The organism is Paenibacillus sp. Soil724D2 (assembly GCF_001427935.1).
Lineage (GTDB): Bacteria > Bacillota > Bacilli > Paenibacillales > NBRC-103111 > Paenibacillus_E.
This window is the reverse complement of record NZ_LMRY01000001.1, coordinates 439,655-458,155: the sequence shown is the minus strand read 5'-3', so window position 1 is coordinate 458,155 and position 18,501 is coordinate 439,655. Positions and strand designations below refer to the sequence as shown.

Genomic DNA, 18,501 nt, shown 5'->3' with positions numbered 1-18,501 from the left:
GCGGTTGTGTGGAATACGTATAGAAGTATTTGTGAGGAATTCACTTTATTACCCAAGTTACAGGAGGTGCCAGGGGCTTGAGCAACAATGACATCATTGTTAGTTTAGACATCGGTACATCCAAGGTTCGAGCTATTATTGGGGAAGTCGTAAACGGAACCATTAATATAATAGGTGTGGGATCTGCCGAGTCAGAGGGTATTCGTAAAGGCGCAATCGTTGATATTGATCAAACTGTGAATTCAATTCGCAGCGCTGTCGATCATGCTGAACGAATGGTCGGCGTACAAATTTCCGAGGTTTACGTAGGAATTTCAGGTAATCATATTGCTCTTCAATCTAGTCATGGTGTTGTCGCTGTTTCTAATGAAGACCGAGAAATCGGAGAAGAGGATATTGATCGTGTTATTCAGGCGGCTAGAGTCATCGCATTACCTCCCGAACGTGAAATTATTGGAGTTGTACCTAAGCAATACTTAGTAGATGGACAAGAAGGCATTAATGATCCTCGTGGCATGATTGGTGTTCGCTTAGAAGTGGAAGCAACAATTATCACTGGAGCGAAGACAGGGATACATAATTTAATCCGTGTTGTGGAAAAATCCGAACTGAAGGTTGCAGGCCTCATCTTGATGTCGCTAGCATCTGGACAGTTAGCCTTATCAAAGGATGAGAAAGCTGTTGGAACGGTTCTTGTTGATGTAGGTGCAGGGGCAGCAACGATTGCTGTATTTGAACAAGGTAATCTTGTGGCAACGTCGACGATTCAAATCGGTGGCGAGTACATCAGTAATGATATCGCAATTGGACTCCGGACTCAGCTCGAAATCGCAGAGAAAATAAAGCTGAAATACGGTTGTGCTTCTGTAGATGATTCAGCGCCCGATCAGGTCTTTAAGGTTACGAGAATGGGAAGCAATGTGGAAAAAGAGTTTTCGCAAGTAGACCTCGCGAATATTATTGAACCCCGTGTTGAAGAAATTTTCCAAATGATCCGTGCGGAAGTTCATCGTTTAGGATATGGTGATTTAGCTGGTGGTTATGTGCTTACAGGCGGAACGGTTTGTATGCCAGGCATACTTGCGGTTGCACAAGCTGAACTTGCAACATCTGTACGTATCGCTGTTCCGGATTTCATTGGAGTACGTGATCCTTCCTACACGAGTGGCGTTGGTATCATTCAATTCGTATCCAAATATATGAAAAATCGGAATTCGGGTTTCTCGAAGAAAGTAGTAACGAAGACAACAGCAAAAAAATCCTCCGATAGTAATAAACCAGGTTTTCTTGAACGGGTAAAAAATTTTTTCAGTGAATTTATATAGTGAACGCAAAGTTAGGGGGATATGACTCACATGTTTGAATTTGATATGGATTTAGACCAATTGGCTCAAATAAAAGTCATCGGTGTTGGTGGCGGCGGAAGCAATGCAGTAAACCGGATGATCGAGAACGGTGTTAAAGGCGTTGAGTTTATCACCGTTAATACAGATGCTCAAGCTTTACACTTAGCTAAGTCTGTGCATAAATTACAAATCGGGGATAAACTGACACGCGGTCTAGGTGCAGGTGCGAACCCTGAAGTAGGTAAGAAAGCGGCAGAAGAGTCAAGGGAGACAATTCTGAATACGCTTCGCGGCGCAGACATGGTATTCGTTACAGCCGGTATGGGTGGCGGTACGGGTACTGGAGCAGCACCGGTGATTGCTGAAATCGCCAAAGAAGTAGGGGCTTTAACAGTGGGTGTTGTTACACGTCCGTTCACGTTTGAAGGACGCAAACGCTCTTTGCAAGCTGAGCAAGGAATTGCAGCATTGAAAGAGAAAGTAGACACGCTTATTATTATCCCGAATGATCGTCTACTAGAGATTGTAGATAAGAAGACACCTATGCTTGAAGCTTTCCGCGAAGCAGATAACGTTCTTCGTCAAGGTGTACAAGGGATCTCAGACTTAATTGCTGTACCTGGATTAATCAATCTCGATTTTGCGGATGTCAAAACGATTATGACAGAGCGCGGCTCGGCCCTCATGGGTATCGGTGTGGCAACAGGTGAGAATCGTGCAGCTGAAGCAGCTAAGAAAGCGATCTCCAGCCCCTTGTTGGAAACTTCCATTGAAGGAGCGCGCGGGGTTCTGATGAACATTACGGGTGGCGTGAATCTCAGCTTGTACGAAGTCAATGAAGCAGCTGATATCGTTGCATCTGCATCTGATATCGAAGTGAACATGATTTTCGGAGCTGTCATTGATGATAAACTCAAAGATGAAATTCTCGTTACTGTTATTGCAACTGGTTTCGAGCATAAGGCAGCGCCTGTTCATCAACCGATCAAACGTCCTGGCACGGGTCAACCAGAAACTCCTGCACCAGATAATCGTTTGAACAACTTGAAACCTTTTGGTTCACAACCTTCTAACGACCAATTAGATATTCCGACGTTTCTGCGTAATCGCGGAAGGAATACCGACAAATAATTACACAATATTTGTAAAGAGACCGAAGCCCTACATGATGTAGAGGCTTCGGTTTTTTGTTGTTCTTAGGGCTTTTCTAGCTTGGAATAGGCCGCGTCAACTGACAAAAAAAGTATCATCCTACTAGCAAGTTTAGACAGACTTTGAATTTGGATTCCCATATACTGATTTAGAACCTTAAAGTTTCGTCAGAAAAATTACTATAAAAGCATCCGTCTTGGAGGTGAGGAAATTGTGGTCGTCTATGCGGATCTCATTTTCCTGCTGAACTTTCTGATGGATGCGGCCATGCTTATCGTAACGGCTAAAACGCGGAAAATATCGTTCAAGTGGTGGAGAATCGTAGGTTCGTCGGTTTTGGGAGCTTCCTATGTGGTCATTATGTTCTTGCCAGTGCCGTTATTTCTTTTTACATTTTCTGTGAAATGTATGTTCTGTGTCGGTATGATTATGACTGCTTTTGGGTTTGGCTCCTTACAAAATTTATTAAGAAACATCGGAACGTTCCTTTTAGTGAATTTTGCTGTGGCCGGTGGTATGTTCGGCATTCATTATGTACTGGCATCCTCGTCTGATGTGATGAAGGGGATTGTGTTTACGCAAACAGGTGTGGCCATGTTTCAGGTGCAGGTTGGAGGCCTCCTGTTTGTGCTTGTGCTGCTCTTACCTTTGCTATGGTGGTTTCGAACGGTGTTTCAGAGTTCGAAACAGCGTGAGGTGTTGACATCTTATTTGGCGGAAGTAACGATTCATGTGGGTGATTATACAGCCTCTTGTAAAGGTTTAATAGACACGGGGAATCAATTGTATGACCCGTTGACACGAACCCCTGTAATGGTCATGGAAGTGTCTGAGTGGGGGGATGTATTGCCTGTAGAATGGCTCCAAAGGATTCGATCGGCAGATGTTGATCAGATCATAAGTGGTTTGGGTGTAGAGGAATTTGTTTGGCAGGATCGATTGCGTCTCGTGCCATACCGTGGCGTTAATCGGAATACCCAATTCATGCTGGCCATTAAACCGGATAAGGTGGTGATCACCCATAATCATTTGCAAATTGAAGCGTCTAAGGTGCTTATCGGACTTGATGGAGGAAAGCTATGCAGTGACGGCACTTATCAAGCGATTATCCATCCAGCTTTGATTTCAGCAGGATAGCGCTTTCAAAATGAAGGTGAGTAATAAGTAACGTAAACCACCACTTCTTCGGTTTAGGAAATTTGTTTTGCTAGCAGCAAAACTCTACATATGCTTACGATGAAAGTTTTGCATACGCAAAACTCTTAGGAGGAAACTAACATGTTCTTGAAGTGGAAAATGCTTTTTCAACTAGCGTACTATCGTATTTTAATGCTATTAGGTCTCAAAGGCGAAGAAATCTACTACATTGGTGGTAGTGAGGCGTTACCGCCACCACTTACGCGAGAAGAAGAAGAGTACTTATTGGAAAAGTTACCGTCCGGGGATGCTGCAGTGCGAGCTATGCTGATTGAGCGCAACCTGAGATTGGTTGTCTATATAGCTAGAAAGTTCGAAAATACTGGCATCAATATCGAGGATTTGGTTTCTATCGGTGCCATCGGCCTAATTAAAGCGGTGAACACTTTTGATCCTGAGAAAAAGATCAAGCTAGCTACATATGCTTCCCGCTGTATTGAAAATGAAATACTCATGTACTTGAGACGAAACAGTAAAATACGTACGGAAGTTTCTTTCGATGAACCGCTTAATATTGATTGGGACGGAAATGAACTTCTTTTATCTGATGTTTTAGGGACCGAGAATGACACCATTTACAGAAATATTGAAGAACAGGTAGATCGAAAGCTGCTTCATAAAGCACTTGATAAGTTAACAGAGCGGGAACGCATCATCATGGAGCTTCGTTTTGGCCTGCAAGACGGGGAGGAAAAAACGCAAAAGGACGTCGCTGACTTGCTGGGCATTTCACAATCGTATATCTCTAGATTGGAAAAGCGCATTATTAAAAGGCTTCGTAAAGAATTTAATAAGATGGTCTGAAAAATATTTTTTGACGGGTCATGTCGAAATTGTTCAGCAGTCACGGGAGGGAGCGAGTCGAAACCCTTTTGTCAAGTAGCTCCATTAGGGATTGGGCAGGAATAAATCAACCGCTCACGGGGATAATTAACAGTAATGTTTCTCCTTGGGAGGTAATCACGGTGACCCGAAATAAAGTTGAGATATGTGGTGTTGATACCGCCAAACTGCCTGTTCTGACCAATGCTGAAATGCGTGAACTGTTCTCTGATTTGCAGACGAAACAGGAGCGAGCTGCAAGAGAGAAATTGGTCAATGGGAACCTAAGGTTAGTTCTAAGTGTGATCCAGCGGTTCAACAATCGCGGAGAGTATGTGGACGATCTCTTCCAAGTTGGCTGTATTGGTTTGATGAAAGCCATTGATAACTTTGATTTAAGTCAAAACGTCAAGTTCTCGACCTATGCTGTACCGATGATTATAGGTGAGATTCGCCGCTACTTACGAGATAATAACCCGATTCGCGTTTCTCGTTCCTTAAGAGATATTGCTTACAAGGCTCTGCAAGTCAGAGACAGCTTGACGAATCAGAATTCACGCGAGCCTACGATCTACGAAATCTCCGAGGCCCTTAATGTGCCCAAGGAGGATGTAGTATTCGCGCTTGATGCCATTCAAGACCCGGTATCGTTATTCGAACCGATTTATCATGATGGCGGAGATCCCATCTATGTTATGGACCAGATCAGTGATGAGCGCAATAAGGACATGTCGTGGATTGAAGGGATTGCTCTTCGTGAAGCTATGCGTAAATTAAATGCTAGGGAGAAGATGATTCTCTCTATGCGATTTTTTGAAGGGAAAACGCAGATGGAGGTTGCCGATGAGATCGGCATTTCCCAAGCTCAGGTTTCCAGGCTTGAGAAATCGGCCATCTGTCAGATGCAGAAACATGTGAAATCGTAATTAACATAAAGACTGGATCGGCTGTGACAAGCCGTGAAGGTCTTTTTTTGGTTTTCAGGACATTTTGCCCACACCGCACATATACTAGTACAAAATCAGTTAAAAATCCTAATGAGATTCGTGGTGAATAGCCTCATGAAAATATCTGATTTCCAGACGAAAGATGTAATCAATATTGTCGATGGTAAAAAGCTCGGGCAAATCAGTGATTTGGAGCTTGATCTGCGTCAGGGTCGTATCGAATCGATTGTTGTACCTAATCAAAGCCGATTTTTCGGGTTGTTTGGTTCAGGGACAGATGTCATTATACCTTGGAAGCATATTGTGAAAATCGGTGCGGATGTCGTTCTTGTGAAATTAGAAGATGTCCGGCCTTATCGTCAAACGGATGATAACGAAGGTGTTTATGAGTTCAATCAGCAATTCCGTAATTGACGGAAGGCACACGAGCGAAGGCTGCTGCTTTATGGGCAGGCGAAGTAAACATCGTGTGTCTTTTTATTTTGTGCTAAAGTAAAAGGAAGTAAAGATCCAAGTGTGGGGAGAGAGACAACCGTGGAACCATTTGTGAAACAAGCGAAAGAAGAGGGGCCAGTCCTATTTACGATCGCAAGCTGGATGGAGCAGTACAGGGAATTAACAGTTGGTTTTACATCCCGCCATGGCGGAGTGAGTCAGGCGCCGTATTCGACACTTAATTGCGGGCTGCATGTGAACGATGTACCAGAGCATGTGGTGAGGAATCGTGAGTTGATCGCTGAAACCGTTGGACTGCCGTTTGAAGCATTTACGTATGCAGAGCAGGTGCATGGTAACGAAGTCACTGTAGTAAGTCTACAGGAAAAGGGCATGGGCAGAACATCCAGGGAAACGGCCATTCAGGCGAAGGACGGCTTCATAACGAGTGAGAAGGGGATCGTTCTTTGTGCGCAATTTGCAGATTGTGTGCCGTTATTTTTCTATGATCCTGTTATGCGTGTTGCCGGGCTTGCTCATGCAGGTTGGAAAGGCACAGTGTTAAACATTTCCATGGCTACTATATCCTTAATGACACATACTTTTGGTAGTCAGGCCTCAGACATTCGCGCGGCAATTGGTCCATCCATAAGAGCTTGCTGCTATGAGGTTGATGAGACTGTAGCTAATCGTGTGAACCATGTACTTTCGGATGTCAAAGCATCATCTGAAGAGCGTCAAACTGTTATGGTCGACAAAGGAAATGGCAAGTATATGCTGAATTTGCAAGAATTGAACCGAAAATTGTTACTGCAAGCAGGAATTTTGTCGTCCCATATCGAAGTATCTCAGTTATGTACGAGTTGTAGCACGGATCTCTTTTTTTCACATCGAAAAGAAGGCGGTTCTACAGGTAGAATGATTGCTTGGATTGGTCTTCTTTGAGGAGATTGATGCAAGCACAGCGTTGAATTGAGGTGTCTGCATAAGTGAGTTTACTATCCCGTAAAGATGAGGTTGAAGCCCGTGTCGCCGCAGCATGTAAGCGGTCAGGACGGAAAGAGAACGAAGCTAAGATTATTGCTGTAACGAAATACGTTTCCTTAGAGACGACCAAAAGCGTTTTGGATGCAGGACTTCTGCACATCGGTGAGAATCGCTGGCAGGATGTAAAGCCGAAGTGGGAAGCGCTCCACGAACGGGGAACCTGGCATTTCATTGGACATTTGCAAACGAATAAAGTAAAGGACGTCATTGGCAAATTCGCCTATATTCACTCGTTGGATCGGATTTCTCTAGCCAAAGAACTGGACAAGCAGGCTGCAGCTTTGGGAATTGAAGTGAATTGTTTATTGCAAGTGAATGTTTCCGGCGAAGAGTCAAAGTATGGTATTGCACCTGAGCATTTCTTTGATTTTGCTGCAGAAGTTAGTGGGCTAAAACATATACATATCACAGGTTTGATGACCATGGCACCTTACGAGATGGAAGCCGATGCAACAAGACCTGTCTTCCGTGGATTGAGAGAATTGCGAGACCATCTAAATCAACGGAGAATTTTCCCGTATGAGATAACGGAGTTATCCATGGGCATGTCTGGAGACTTTGAAGTAGCAATTGAAGAAGGTGCAACTTGGGTTCGTTTGGGTACTGTTTTAGTAGGGAAAGAACTTTAGTTAACCTGATTTAAGAACAAGATAAGGAGGGAACTATAGTGGGTGTTTATAACCGATTTATGAATTTTCTTGGGCTGCAAGAAGAGGAAGAGGTTGTGGAGCGGGAGCGTATTGTGGAGGCCACAGAAGAACCTGAAACCAATCCTTATGAATTACGTAATAAAAATAAGGCGAATGTCGTCAGCATTCATTCACAGAAAAATGCACGTGTCGTGCTAAGTGAACCTCGAACTTATGAAGAGACACAGGATATTGCAGATCATCTTCGCTCCAGAAGAGCTGTGATCGTCAATTTGCAGCGAGTTCGTGGTGATCAAGCCATACGTATCGTAGATTTCTTAAGCGGGACGGTATATGCTTTGAGTGGGTCTATATCCAAACTAGGACCAAATATCTTCCTCTGTACTCCAGATTCAGTTGATATTCATGGTCACATCTCCGAGATGATGGGTGAAGAATAGGCGCATATCCTAACACAGAGGTGGATGCATACGTGAATTACGTTCACTATTATCTTAGTATTTTGATGGAAATTTATTATTTCATGATTATCGGCTATTTGATCCTCTCATGGTTTCCTAATGCACGTGATAGCTTCGTTGGAGGACTCCTTGGAAAATTGGTTGAACCGTATTTAAGCCCTTTCCGGAAAATCATTCCAAGCATAGGGTTCATTGATCTTTCGCCGATTGTGGCCTTAATCGCACTGCGATTTGTGGTTATGGGGATTATAGCTGTGCTCGATTTCATTGTGGGGTTGTTCTAACATTGCCAAAAGAACTCTATGGTCATTTTCATTCGGATGAACACCATTTTGTCGATAAAGCCTGGGATTGGGTAGAACGGGCAGCTGAACAGCATGCTGTAAAGTTAACGGATTTTCTAGATCCCAGACAGGCTTTTATACTGACATCACTCGTGAATCGGCACCCTGATGTGCACTGCCGTCTAGATGGCGGATACTCGGCCGCGGAACGAAGAAGGGCTCTGATTGCCCCAGATTACCGATCTTTGGATGGGGAAGATATGGCAATGGCGGTCTTGTCCGTTTCTTCCGGAGACGGCAAATTTCTAACATTAGAACATGGAGATTACATGGGCGCCATTCTTGGACTCGGCATGAAGCGAGACAAGGTTGGCGATATTCATGTTATAGAGGGCGGCTGCCATTGTTTGGTTACCCAGGATGCTGCGGATTACCTGCATTTGAACTTGTCCCAAGTACATAGGGTTCATGTACAGACAGAATTGCTGGCGTTAGATAAGCTGGAACTTGCTCAAGTACAATTGGACGAGCTGAGTCTGTCTGTTGCATCGATGCGCATGGACGGGATTGTAAGCGATGTATTCAGGCTAAGCCGAGCTAAAATACTGGTTCCCATTCAAGCTGGACGCTGTCGCGTCAATTGGAAGCTGGAGGAAGATCCTAGTAAGCCTCTTAAAGAGGGGGACATGGTGTCTTTGCAAGGATTTGGCAGATTTAAGGTGCTTGAAGTGGAAGGCGTAACGAAAAAAGGACGAATTCGTGTGAAGATCGGCAAATTTGCATGAATGTGGAACATTTATCCACGAACTTTGCAGGAATTGCTTATTTTCTGTCGAACTGATTCAGTATAGATGTGGGTTCAAACTAGCTTTCTTGGAAGAAAGCTCAGCTTATACTTACGAAGTCAGTTTTGCTGCGCAAAACGCTAAGGAGGGGCACTGATGCCATTAACACCGCTAGACATACATAATAAGGAGTTTTCCCGCTCGTTCCGCGGTTATGATGAAGATCAAGTGAATGAATTCCTGGATCAAGTCATTAAGGATTACGAGGCATTGATTCGTGAGAATAAAGACTTGCAGAATCAAACGGTGACACTACAGGAACGTTTGGACCATTTCACGAATATTGAGGAATCACTTAGCAAAACGATTATCGTTGCGCAAGAAGCTGCGGATGAAGTGCGAAGTAATGCCAAGAAAGAAGCACAGCTGATCTTGAAGGAAGCTGAGAAGAATGCAGACCGGATTATTAACGAATCCTTGACGCGTTCACGCAAGGTTGCTTTGGAGATTGAAGAGTTGAAGAAACAAGCCTCCATATATCGCACACGCTTCCGTACACTGCTTGAAGCACAATTAGAGCTGCTGGGCACAGAAGGCTGGCAAAGTATGCAGTTTGAAAATAAAGAAGAGTAGGAATCGATATTAGGTGGCCATCATATTGACTATGCCTAACGAATTAGTTATACTCCTGTTAAATGTATCTCAGCAAAGCTATGACTGGAACGAGTAGGTCGTATTAGCAGTGTCAGCGAATTAGGGTATTGGTGTGAGCCTAATCTCTGCAGCGTACCGAATATCCCCCAGGAGCGTCTCTTGAAGCGAGTAGAGAGAAACGGGTCATGCCGTTACACATGATCGAGTGATTAAGCTTGTGTTCGTTACACCAGAGGTGTAAGTTCATTTAGCTTTTTAACGAGGGTGGTACCGCGAGCTAAAGTTTCTCGTCCCTTTTGGGGATGAGAGGCTTTTTTTGTTTATCTGACAACATAAAGATTGAGGCAGGAATGGAGTGGTTGGCATGGATTATGGCAAAACATTAAATTTATTGCAAACGGAGTTTCCGATGAGAGGCAATTTGCCGCAGGCGGAACCGAAAATGCAAGAGCATTGGGAAGCTGATGACATCTATGCCAAAGTACAGGAGAGTCGTAAGGGCAGAACCAAGTTTATTCTCCATGACGGACCGCCGTACGCGAACGGCGATATTCATATCGGACATGCGCTGAACAAGGTGTTAAAAGATATCATCGTGCGATTTAAAACGCTGCAAGGTTTTGATGCACCTTACGTTCCAGGCTGGGATACGCATGGCTTGCCTATTGAGCAAGTTATTACAAATAGCGGAAAAGTTGATCGTAAAAAAATGACCGTCCCTGAGTTTCGTGAATATTGCAAAGAGTATGCTTTACAGTCTGTTGAGAAACAGAAGAGCCAATTCCAGCGTCTGGGTATCCGCGGAGACTGGAAGAATCCGTATATCACACTGCAGCCGAACTATGAAGCTCAGCAAATTCGAGTGTTCGGTAAAATGGTGCAAAAAGGCTTTGTTTACAAAGGCTTGAAGCCTGTGTATTGGTCCCCATCTTCCGAAAGTGCCCTTGCAGAAGCTGAGATTGAGTACAAAGAAAAAACCTCCACTTCCATTTATGTAGCGTTCCCTGTTAAAGACGGCAAAGGCAAGCTGCCGCAGGATGCTGCGATTGTGATCTGGACGACAACGGCATGGACACTGCCTGCAAACCTGGGCATTTCACTTCATCCTGAGTTCGATTATGCTGTTGTTCAAGCCGGTGGGAAGAAATATGTACTTGCACAAGGCTTGCTTGCAGCAGCAGCTAAGGAAATTGGCTGGACCGATTACGAAGTATTGTCGACGGTTAAAGGCAGTGAGCTTGAGTTCGTTACGTGCCAGCATCCGTTCTATGACCGTGAATCGCTTGTGATGGTTGGCGAGCATGTCACACTGGAAGCGGGTACAGGTTGCGTACACACAGCTCCTGGACACGGGGAAGACGATTTCGCAATTGGACAACGTTATAACATCGGAGTGCTGTGTCCTGTTGACGATCAAGGGCATTTCACAGCTGAAGCACCGGGTTTTGAAGGCATGTTCTACGAAAAAGGCGGCAAGCTGATTATCGAAAAGCTGCAAGAATCAGGTCTATTGCTTAAAGCTGGCGAAATTCAGCATCAATACGCTCATGATTGGCGCACGAAGAAGCCTGTTATTTATCGAGCAACAGAGCAATGGTTTGCGTCCATCGATAAATTCAGACAAGAGATGCTGGATGAGATCAAGCAAGTGAAGTGGACGCCAGAGTGGGGCGAAATCCGCCTGCATAACATGATTGCAGATCGTGGAGACTGGTGTATCTCGAGGCAGCGTGCATGGGGTGTTCCTATTCCAATTTTCTACTGCCGAAGCTGTAACGAACCGCTTGTCAATGAGCAAACCATTGAACATGTAGCTCAGTTATTTGAACAAGAAGGCTCAAATGCTTGGTTTATCAAGGAGGAGAAGGATCTTCTTCCTCAGGGAACTAGCTGCTCCAAATGTGGTCATGGTGAGTTCCGTAAGGAAACGGATATCATGGATGTATGGTTTGATTCTGGTTCTAGCCATGTAGCTGTCCTTGAATCGCGTCCTGAGCTGCAGTGGCCTGCGGATCTGTACCTAGAAGGTTCTGACCAGTACCGTGGTTGGTTCAACTCTTCACTCATTACAGGTGTTGCCACAAGAGAGAAATCGCCTTATAAAGGCGTTCTCAGCCATGGATTTACACTGGATGGAGAAGGACGGAAAATGTCCAAGTCGATCGGAAACACGATTGATCCGAATGTTGTGTGTGGTAAGCTAGGCGCTGATATTCTGCGTCTGTGGGTATCCTCAGTCGATTATCAATCGGATCACCGGATCTCGGATAATATCTTGAACCAAACGACGGAAGTCTACCGTAAAATTCGCAACACAATGCGTTTCCTGCTGGGGAACATGAGTCATTTTAATCCAGAAACAGATCGCGTAGCGACGGAGAGTTTGTCGGAGCTCGACCGTTATGCCTTGATTCGTTTGAATCGCATGATTGAGAAGGTAGTAAAGGCTTATGAAGCGTATGAATTCCATGTCGTTTACCAAACGATTCATCATTTCTGCGCGGTTGAAATGAGCTCATTCTACCTAGATATTATCAAGGACCGTTTGTATGCAAACGCTCCTCATGATCCAGCTCGGAAAGCTTCGCAAACCGTGTTATATGCTTCTTTAATTGCGATCACGAAACTGATCTCACCTATTCTTCCGCATTCTGCTGATGAAGTATGGAAGTACATTCCTGGAGTTGAGCTTAGCAGCGTGCAGTTAGCAGAATTGCCGGAAGTGGATTCAAGCTTATACAACGAAGAATTGGAAAATAAATGGAATAGCTTCCTTGATGTTAGAGATGAAGTTCTCAAAGCTCTCGAAGAAGCACGTAAAGAGAAGGTCATCGGTAACTCATTAGGAGCTGCTGTTCATCTATATCCGAATGAAGCTACTTACGACTTACTAATGCAATTGGAGCAATTGGATCAGTTGTTCATCGTGTCTGCTGTGAGCCTGCATAAACCCGGAACAAAGACTCCTGCTGAGGTGTATCAATCGAAGGACGCTGCCATTGCTATCACTGTAGCTGAAGGCGAGAAGTGCGAGCGCTGCTGGATAGTGACTCCTGAGGTGGGGCAAAGTAAAGAACATCCGACACTTTGTGCCAGATGTAATGACGTTGTTTCGGCTCATTACCACGAGTAAAAGGAAGCAAACGAGCTTTCGCTTATGCGAAGCTCGTTAGTCCTATTTTTTCTAGAGCTGCTCATCCTCCGAGTAGGAAAGGTTTTCTGGTTCGAGTAGAGGATCGCCCTCGCCTTTATGCATATAATCATTGTAGGCCTTGCCTCTAACAATAGTGACATGTTCACCATACAGGTCTGTCGCAACAAAGCTCTCAAAGGACTCAACATAACCAACGTGCTCATCGGCTTCCACATACATTTCATTATAGTGATCCACATTGGGATCTTCAGCAAAGGCAGGCGAATTGGAGGTGCCCCAACTTTCAACGATTTGCCAGGCATCTTCCCCATCGAATTCGGTCTCATCGTCACGTTCGTCAAAGCTGGTTCGGCCAAAAGGTGGGTAGAGTATTTGTTCTTCAACAGGTCTTCTGAATGACCGGTCAGGATCTGGAACGTGTTCTAAGCTGTAAATGGTTGTAGGGATAGCTTGAAGACGCTCAAAGGGAATCGGTTGTTTACTGAACACACATATACCGTATTCTCCACTCTCCATGCGAGCTAAGGCTTCATTGACTTGATTTAAATGAAATTCAGCATGTTCGTTGAGTGAAATATCTTTTTCCCGTTCGTAAATTTCTGTGGCGATATCTCCTGGATGATTATCGTACATGGAGAGCTCTCCCGTACTATCTTTAAAAGAATTGGACAGGCCATAATTATCATTCATGGCAAAATGTTTCTCGAGATAAACCTTTTCCTCCAATAATTGCAAATATAATTCTTTTAATTGCTCCTCGGATAAATGGCTCATAGGTCGTGTACAGCTCCTTTCTTACAGCTGATGCATACCGTTATAATGCCGAGTGACAGCTTTTTTTAGTGAGGTAATTCCTTGAAACTAAGGAAATAAGGAACTTGTTACGAAATAAGTTTTGCTAAAGCACTCTTAGGAGGAAAAGATAATGAAATATTATTTTTATGCGCTCATCGTATTTATTTTGGATCAAGTATCCAAATGGTTTATTGTAAAACGGATTCCGCTTGGCGAGGAGCGTCCAGTACTGGGTGATTTCTTTATCCTGACGTCGCATCGTAATAGAGGCGCGGCATTTGGCATTTTGCAAAACCAAAGATGGTTTTTCATCGTGATTACCCTTATTGTAGTGATTGGTATTCTCTGGTACATGCGTCGAACGATCCGTGAAAGAAAAGTTTTGCTATCTTTTGCGCTTAGTCTTCTACTAGGAGGTGCAATCGGTAATTTCATTGATCGAGCTTTATTCGGTGAAGTTGTGGATTTCCTGCAGTTTACCTTTGATTTTAGCTTGTTCGGCAAAGCCATTTATTATATTTATCCGATTTTCAATTTAGCTGATTCGGCCATTGTGATCGGGGTAATCCTGATTTTCTTAGAATCGTTACTTACTTGGAGAAAAGAGAAAAAAGGAGCAACGAATGAACACAAATCAGACCTCATCTGAGGCCGCGGCAAATGATGTTATCGAATGGACGGTTGAAGGGCAGTATGCCAGTGAACGTATTGATAAATTCATTACCGAAGCATTGGAAGAAGATGTATCAAGAACACTCGTCCAGCAATGGGTCAAAGACGGGCATGTTAAAGTGAATGGGAAAGCCATAAAACCAAACTATAAGCTGTCTGAACAAGATGTTATTTCTTTGCGCATTCCTGAACCCCAGGGTGTTGAGCTTGCTGCGGAAAACATTCCGCTTAATGTGGTATACGAAGACACTGATGTCATCGTGATCAATAAACAGAGGGGACTTGTCGTTCATCCAGCGCCTGGTCATTACTCAGGTACATTGGTTAACGCATTGATGTATCATTGTAAGGATCTATCTGGCATCAATGGAGAGCTGCGTCCTGGAATTGTACATCGGATTGATAAGGACACATCCGGTCTTATCATGTCAGCAAAGAACGACAAAGCACATGCTAGCTTAGCTGAGCAGTTAAAGGCTCATACGGTCAATCGCAAATATATTGCCTTGGTACATGGGAATCTACAGCATGATCAAGGTACGATTGACGCTCCGATCGGTCGCGATTCAAATGACCGTAAGATGTATACAGTAACGGAGAAAAATAGTAAGCATGCTGTAACTCATTTCGTAGTAATCGAACGGTTTGGTGATTTTACCTTGGTGGAGCTGAAGCTGGAAACAGGAAGAACCCATCAAATTCGTGTGCATATGAAATTCATTGGTCACCCGCTTGTTGGTGATCCAATGTATGGTAAGAGCAAAGGGATGCTGATGGATGGTCAGGCGCTGCATGCTGCCATTCTAGGCTTTAAGCATCCGCGTACAGAGGAATGGCTGCAATTTGAAGCGCCAATTCCAACTGATATGGACAATCTTCTGCAAACAATTCGAACATCCTAGGGTTCTTCAGAGTGGGAGAGGAGTGAATCACATGGAGCATCTGATTAATCCGCAAGTGAAAGACATTCAAATTTCAGGCATACGCAAAATATCTAACCTCGTCAGCACGATTCCGGGTGCCTTGACGTTAACGATTGGACAGCCTGATTTCCCGACGCCTCGGCATATAATTGAGGCGGGACAAAGGGCTCTGGATCAAAATAAGACGGTTTATACGCAAAATCCAGGACTATTGGAATTGCGTGAAGCGGTATCCGATTTCGTGCTCACGAAATACGGCCAACAATACCGCGCAGCTGATGAAATTATCGTGACCGCTGGAGCGAGTCAAGCGGTAGACATTACGTTACGTACCATTCTTACACCTGGGGCGGAGGTTATTATTCCCGCACCTATCTACCCTGGGTACGAGCCATTAATCAGATTGGCAGGGGGAGTCCCTGTCTATGTCGATACCAGGCCGAATGGCTTGAAACTAACGGCTGAGTTACTCGAGCCTTATTTAACAGCTAACACGCGCTGCGTTATCTTATGCTACCCATCTAATCCAACAGGCCAAGTACTCACGGAGCAGGAATTGACCGATTTGGCTCAATTATTAGAAGATCGGGAATTGTTTATTTTATCCGATGAAATTTACAGCGAGCTTGTGTACGGTGTTCGTCATCAGTCTATTGCAACGATGGGCAAGCTCCGCGAGAAAACGATTGTCATTAATGGCCTCTCCAAATCCCACGCTATGACAGGCTGGCGTGTTGGATTTACATTAGCGCCGGCTTACATTACGGAGCATATGGTCAAGGTGCATCAGTATAATGTAACTTGTGCAAGCTCTGTAAGCCAGTATGCGGCATTAGAGGCTTTAACAGTTGGTGTAGATGATGCGCTGCCTATGCGCAATGCCTATGAAGTTCGTAGGGATTATGTCTACGATCGTCTGCTTGCAATGGGCTTCGAGTTGGAGAAGCCGAATGGGGCATTTTATTTGTTCCCATCCATTGCTAAATTCGGATTGAGTTCTCAGGACTTTACCATGAAGCTGCTTCATGAGGAACATGTTGCTGTTGTTCCTGGAGATGCTTTTACCTCTTATGGAGAAGGCTATATCCGCATTTCTTATGCCTATTCACAAGAAGTATTGGAAGAGTCATTAGATCGTCTTGAGCGATTTGTAAACAAGCTAGCGTGAGCTAGTTAATTGTAAAGCATTTGATAAGTCGACGGTATGTAAATGAAAATACGAAAAACCTCCAAATCTACTCTGAAGTAGATTGGAGGTTTTTCTTTACTTAACTAGATTTAAACCGCAAATAGGCTGTTATTGTATCTATGGCTACATCAATAGCACTCTCGTTAGGATCAAGCTTGGCGTTATGCAACCCATGCGGGGTGTCTACCCCTAACCAGAACATGAAGCCAGGTATTTGCTCCAAAAAGTAGCCAAAGTCTTCGCCTGTCATCGCTTCTGTACACTCCACAAGCTGTACGTTATCTTTACCGCGCAGCCAGTTCATGAATTCCACTGTCAAAGCAGGATCATTGAACACTTGGCGGTAATTCGAGCCATAATCAATAGAGACTTGACACTCGAAGGAGCTTTCGATTCCTGCAGCTACGGCTTCGATGCGTTTCTTAATCTTGTTCATAGAATCAGCGGAAAGGGTACGAATTGTGCCTTCCAAACGGGCTTTTTCCGCGATGATGTTCTGCTTAGTGCCAGCTTCCATTTTACCAATGGTAATAACGGCCGAATCAAGCGGATTCACATTACGAGAAACAATGGTTTGCAGTTGACCAACCATTTGTGTCGCCGCTATGATCATATCGTTCGCTTGGTGCGGATAAGCAGCATGTCCGCCTTTGCCCAGCAGGTCAATGAACAGCTCAGACGTATTGGCAAATAAGATCTCCGGCCTAGTGGCAATCGTGCCTACTGGATACTCAGGAGCTATATGGAGAGCCACCATTTGGTCGGGCTTCCAATCCTGCAATTCTTCAGCAGCAAGCATAGGTAAAGCGCCGCCTGGACCTTCTTCAGCTGGCTGAAACAATACAACCAGGTCATCTTTCATCGGCTGCTGAGCGAAATGGGTAACAACACCCATCCCAATCGACATGTGAAAATCATGCCCGCACGCATGCATGTAACCTGGATGCTGGGAAGGAAACGGAAGAGAAGTCTCTTCCGTAATGGGCAGTCCGTCCATATCCGCTCGATATCCGAAGCGTTTGGTCGGATTAGTACCTTTGATATAAACCAAAATACCAGTGCGCCATGTGCGAATCGTCAGTCTATCCTGAGGAAGCTTAGCTAGGTGGTCAAGGAGTAGCTGTTGCGTCTTGAACTCTTGAAAGCCCGGCTCCGGAATTTGATGAAGCTGACGGCGCAGCTCTATAAAAGGGCTAAGCATGGTGAATTCCTCCAGAACACCTTACAGGGTGCGCAGATCTTGTAAAATTTCTGTTTTGGACTTCGTTTTATCGTCCACTTTCTTGATCACTCGTGCAGGTGCTCCTGCTACAACCGTGTATTCTTCAACGTCTTGTGTAACGATAGCGCCGGCAGCAACAACAGATCCTTTTCCGATGCGAACACCTTCTAAGATCACTGCATTCGCTCCAACAAGTACATCATCCTCAATCACACAAGGCTGTGCGGAAGGGGGCTCAATAACGCCTGCAACGACTGCACCAGCACCGATATGACACATTTTGCCGACTTGTGCTCTACCGCCAAGAACAGCATTCATGTCGATCATAGTACCATCGCCAACAGAAGCACCAATATTAATGAGAGCGCCCATCATGATAACGGCGTTATCTCCGATATGTACTTTATCACGAATAATTGCTCCTGGTTCAATTCGCGCATTGATTGGCTTCAGATCAAGCATTGGAATCGCAGAATTACGACGATCTGCTTCAACGACGAAATCCGCAATTTGCGCTTTGTTTGCTTCAAGAACAGGCTGAATTTCGCTCCATTCGCCAAAAACAACGCCGCTTCCGCCGGATATAAAGGATTGGCTGCCTTCGCCAAAGTTAATACCTTCAAGGTTTCCTTTTACGTATACTTTAACAGGCGTTTTTTTCTTGCTTTCTTTAATAAACTGAATAATTTCTAACGTATTCATCTCGCTCATGGTGACATCTCCTTAAAATTTAGATTGACTCTCCTATATTATCAGAAAGGCGGCA

At 44.5% G+C, this 18,501-nt stretch carries 19 protein-coding genes and 1 other annotated feature; of the genes, 16 read left to right on the top strand and 3 right to left on the bottom strand.

Annotated elements, in window-relative coordinates:
* Positions 1–77: 77 nt before the first annotated feature.
* From ftsA to ileS, 13 genes are all read left to right on the top strand, one after another.
* On the top strand, positions 78–1,325 hold the full coding sequence (ftsA, locus tag ASG85_RS02225) for a cell division protein FtsA (protein WP_060645245.1): 1,248 nt from the start codon (positions 78–80) through the stop codon (positions 1,323–1,325).
* 30 nt (positions 1,326–1,355) lie between these two features.
* Positions 1,356–2,477 (top strand): cell division protein FtsZ, encoded by a 1,122-nt coding sequence (ftsZ, locus tag ASG85_RS02220; RefSeq protein WP_029196512.1) that lies wholly within the window; start codon positions 1,356–1,358, stop codon positions 2,475–2,477.
* A 234-nt stretch (positions 2,478–2,711) separates the two neighbouring features.
* Positions 2,712–3,635 carry a sigma-E processing peptidase SpoIIGA gene (gene spoIIGA, locus ASG85_RS02215; RefSeq protein ID WP_057303044.1) on the top strand — a complete coding sequence of 308 codons (924 nt, stop codon included), beginning with the start codon at positions 2,712–2,714 and terminating at the stop codon, positions 3,633–3,635.
* A 141-nt stretch (positions 3,636–3,776) separates the two neighbouring features.
* Positions 3,777–4,499, top strand: a complete 723-nt coding sequence (sigE, locus tag ASG85_RS02210; RefSeq protein WP_047672364.1) for an RNA polymerase sporulation sigma factor SigE — start codon at positions 3,777–3,779, stop codon at positions 4,497–4,499.
* Positions 4,500–4,660: 161 nt separating this feature from the next.
* The gene (gene sigG / locus ASG85_RS02205; protein ID WP_057303043.1) at positions 4,661–5,443 is read left to right on the top strand and encodes an RNA polymerase sporulation sigma factor SigG; all 783 of its coding nucleotides are present in this window, start codon (positions 4,661–4,663) and stop codon (positions 5,441–5,443) included.
* Positions 5,444–5,578: 135 nt separating this feature from the next.
* Positions 5,579–5,878 (top strand): YlmC/YmxH family sporulation protein, encoded by a 300-nt coding sequence (locus ASG85_RS02200; protein WP_047672367.1) that lies wholly within the window; start codon positions 5,579–5,581, stop codon positions 5,876–5,878.
* 120 nt (positions 5,879–5,998) lie between these two features.
* Entirely contained in the window at positions 5,999–6,844 is an 846-nt protein-coding gene (gene pgeF / locus ASG85_RS02195; RefSeq protein ID WP_057303042.1) for a peptidoglycan editing factor PgeF, read from the top strand.
* Between the two features lie 44 nt (positions 6,845–6,888).
* A complete protein-coding gene (locus tag ASG85_RS02190) occupies positions 6,889–7,575 on the top strand; it encodes a YggS family pyridoxal phosphate-dependent enzyme (protein WP_057303041.1) in 687 nt (228 codons plus the stop codon).
* A gap of 38 nt (positions 7,576–7,613) precedes the next feature.
* Positions 7,614–8,036 carry a cell division protein SepF gene (locus ASG85_RS02185; protein WP_057303040.1) on the top strand — a complete coding sequence of 141 codons (423 nt, stop codon included), beginning with the start codon at positions 7,614–7,616 and terminating at the stop codon, positions 8,034–8,036.
* Between the two features lie 65 nt (positions 8,037–8,101).
* Positions 8,102–8,341 (top strand): YggT family protein, encoded by a 240-nt coding sequence (locus ASG85_RS02180; RefSeq protein ID WP_057303231.1) that lies wholly within the window; start codon positions 8,102–8,104, stop codon positions 8,339–8,341.
* Positions 8,342–8,343: 2 nt separating this feature from the next.
* The gene (locus ASG85_RS02175; protein ID WP_057303039.1) at positions 8,344–9,126 is read left to right on the top strand and encodes an RNA-binding protein; all 783 of its coding nucleotides are present in this window, start codon (positions 8,344–8,346) and stop codon (positions 9,124–9,126) included.
* A gap of 156 nt (positions 9,127–9,282) precedes the next feature.
* Positions 9,283–9,759, top strand: a complete 477-nt coding sequence (locus ASG85_RS02170) for a DivIVA domain-containing protein (RefSeq protein ID WP_057303038.1) — start codon at positions 9,283–9,285, stop codon at positions 9,757–9,759.
* Between the two features lie 71 nt (positions 9,760–9,830).
* Positions 9,831–10,078: a binding site (T-box leader), on the top strand.
* 66 nt (positions 10,079–10,144) lie between these two features.
* Complete coding sequence (ileS, locus tag ASG85_RS02165) at positions 10,145–12,913, top strand: isoleucine--tRNA ligase (protein WP_060645244.1); 2,769 nt, start codon at positions 10,145–10,147, stop codon at positions 12,911–12,913.
* Between the two features lie 51 nt (positions 12,914–12,964).
* Here ileS and ASG85_RS02160 read toward each other — a convergent pair whose 3' ends face one another.
* Positions 12,965–13,708 (bottom strand): molecular chaperone DnaK, encoded by a 744-nt coding sequence (locus ASG85_RS02160; protein ID WP_056833312.1) that lies wholly within the window; start codon positions 13,706–13,708, stop codon positions 12,965–12,967.
* A gap of 151 nt (positions 13,709–13,859) precedes the next feature.
* On the opposite strand from ASG85_RS02160, the gene lspA reads away from it, so the two are divergent.
* From lspA to ASG85_RS02145, 3 genes are read left to right on the top strand one after another with little or no spacing between them, the layout of a single operon-like run.
* Complete coding sequence (gene lspA / locus ASG85_RS02155) at positions 13,860–14,378, top strand: signal peptidase II (protein ID WP_057303035.1); 519 nt, start codon at positions 13,860–13,862, stop codon at positions 14,376–14,378.
* Positions 14,353–15,303, top strand: a complete 951-nt coding sequence (locus tag ASG85_RS02150) for an RluA family pseudouridine synthase (protein WP_057303034.1) — start codon at positions 14,353–14,355, stop codon at positions 15,301–15,303. The genes lspA and ASG85_RS02150 overlap by 26 nt, the downstream gene beginning before the upstream one ends.
* Positions 15,304–15,334: 31 nt before the next feature.
* Complete coding sequence (locus ASG85_RS02145) at positions 15,335–16,492, top strand: aminotransferase A (RefSeq protein WP_057303033.1); 1,158 nt, start codon at positions 15,335–15,337, stop codon at positions 16,490–16,492.
* A 100-nt stretch (positions 16,493–16,592) separates the two neighbouring features.
* Here ASG85_RS02145 and ASG85_RS02140 read toward each other — a convergent pair whose 3' ends face one another.
* Both ASG85_RS02140 and dapD read right to left on the bottom strand, forming a co-directional pair.
* On the bottom strand, positions 16,593–17,714 hold the full coding sequence (locus ASG85_RS02140; RefSeq protein WP_057303032.1) for an N-acetyldiaminopimelate deacetylase: 1,122 nt from the start codon (positions 17,712–17,714) through the stop codon (positions 16,593–16,595).
* Positions 17,715–17,735: 21 nt separating this feature from the next.
* Entirely contained in the window at positions 17,736–18,446 is a 711-nt protein-coding gene (gene dapD, locus ASG85_RS02135) for a 2,3,4,5-tetrahydropyridine-2,6-dicarboxylate N-acetyltransferase (RefSeq protein WP_057303031.1), read from the bottom strand.
* Between the last annotated feature and the right edge of the window lie 55 nt (positions 18,447–18,501).

Excerpts from the sequence above, each read along its gene's own strand:
- sigE (WP_047672364.1), top strand. The coding sequence starts at position 3,777 with ATGTTCTTGAAGTGGAAAATGCTTTTTCAACTAGCGTACTATCGTATT.
- ASG85_RS02170 (WP_057303038.1), top strand. The coding sequence starts at position 9,283 with ATGCCATTAACACCGCTAGACATACATAATAAGGAGTTTTCCCGCTCG.
- ASG85_RS02150 (WP_057303034.1), top strand. The coding sequence starts at position 14,353 with ATGAACACAAATCAGACCTCATCTGAGGCCGCGGCAAATGATGTTATC.
- dapD (WP_057303031.1), bottom strand. The coding sequence starts at position 18,446 with ATGAGCGAGATGAATACGTTAGAAATTATTCAGTTTATTAAAGAAAGC.
- ftsZ (WP_029196512.1), top strand. The coding sequence starts at position 1,356 with ATGTTTGAATTTGATATGGATTTAGACCAATTGGCTCAAATAAAAGTC.
- ASG85_RS02140 (WP_057303032.1), bottom strand. The coding sequence starts at position 17,714 with ATGCTTAGCCCTTTTATAGAGCTGCGCCGTCAGCTTCATCAAATTCCG.
- lspA (WP_057303035.1), top strand. The coding sequence starts at position 13,860 with ATGAAATATTATTTTTATGCGCTCATCGTATTTATTTTGGATCAAGTA.
- ileS (WP_060645244.1), top strand. The coding sequence starts at position 10,145 with ATGGATTATGGCAAAACATTAAATTTATTGCAAACGGAGTTTCCGATG.
- ASG85_RS02180 (WP_057303231.1), top strand. The coding sequence starts at position 8,102 with ATGGAAATTTATTATTTCATGATTATCGGCTATTTGATCCTCTCATGG.
- ASG85_RS02145 (WP_057303033.1), top strand. The coding sequence starts at position 15,335 with ATGGAGCATCTGATTAATCCGCAAGTGAAAGACATTCAAATTTCAGGC.
- ASG85_RS02200 (WP_047672367.1), top strand. The coding sequence starts at position 5,579 with ATGAAAATATCTGATTTCCAGACGAAAGATGTAATCAATATTGTCGAT.
- ASG85_RS02160 (WP_056833312.1), bottom strand. The coding sequence starts at position 13,708 with ATGAGCCATTTATCCGAGGAGCAATTAAAAGAATTATATTTGCAATTA.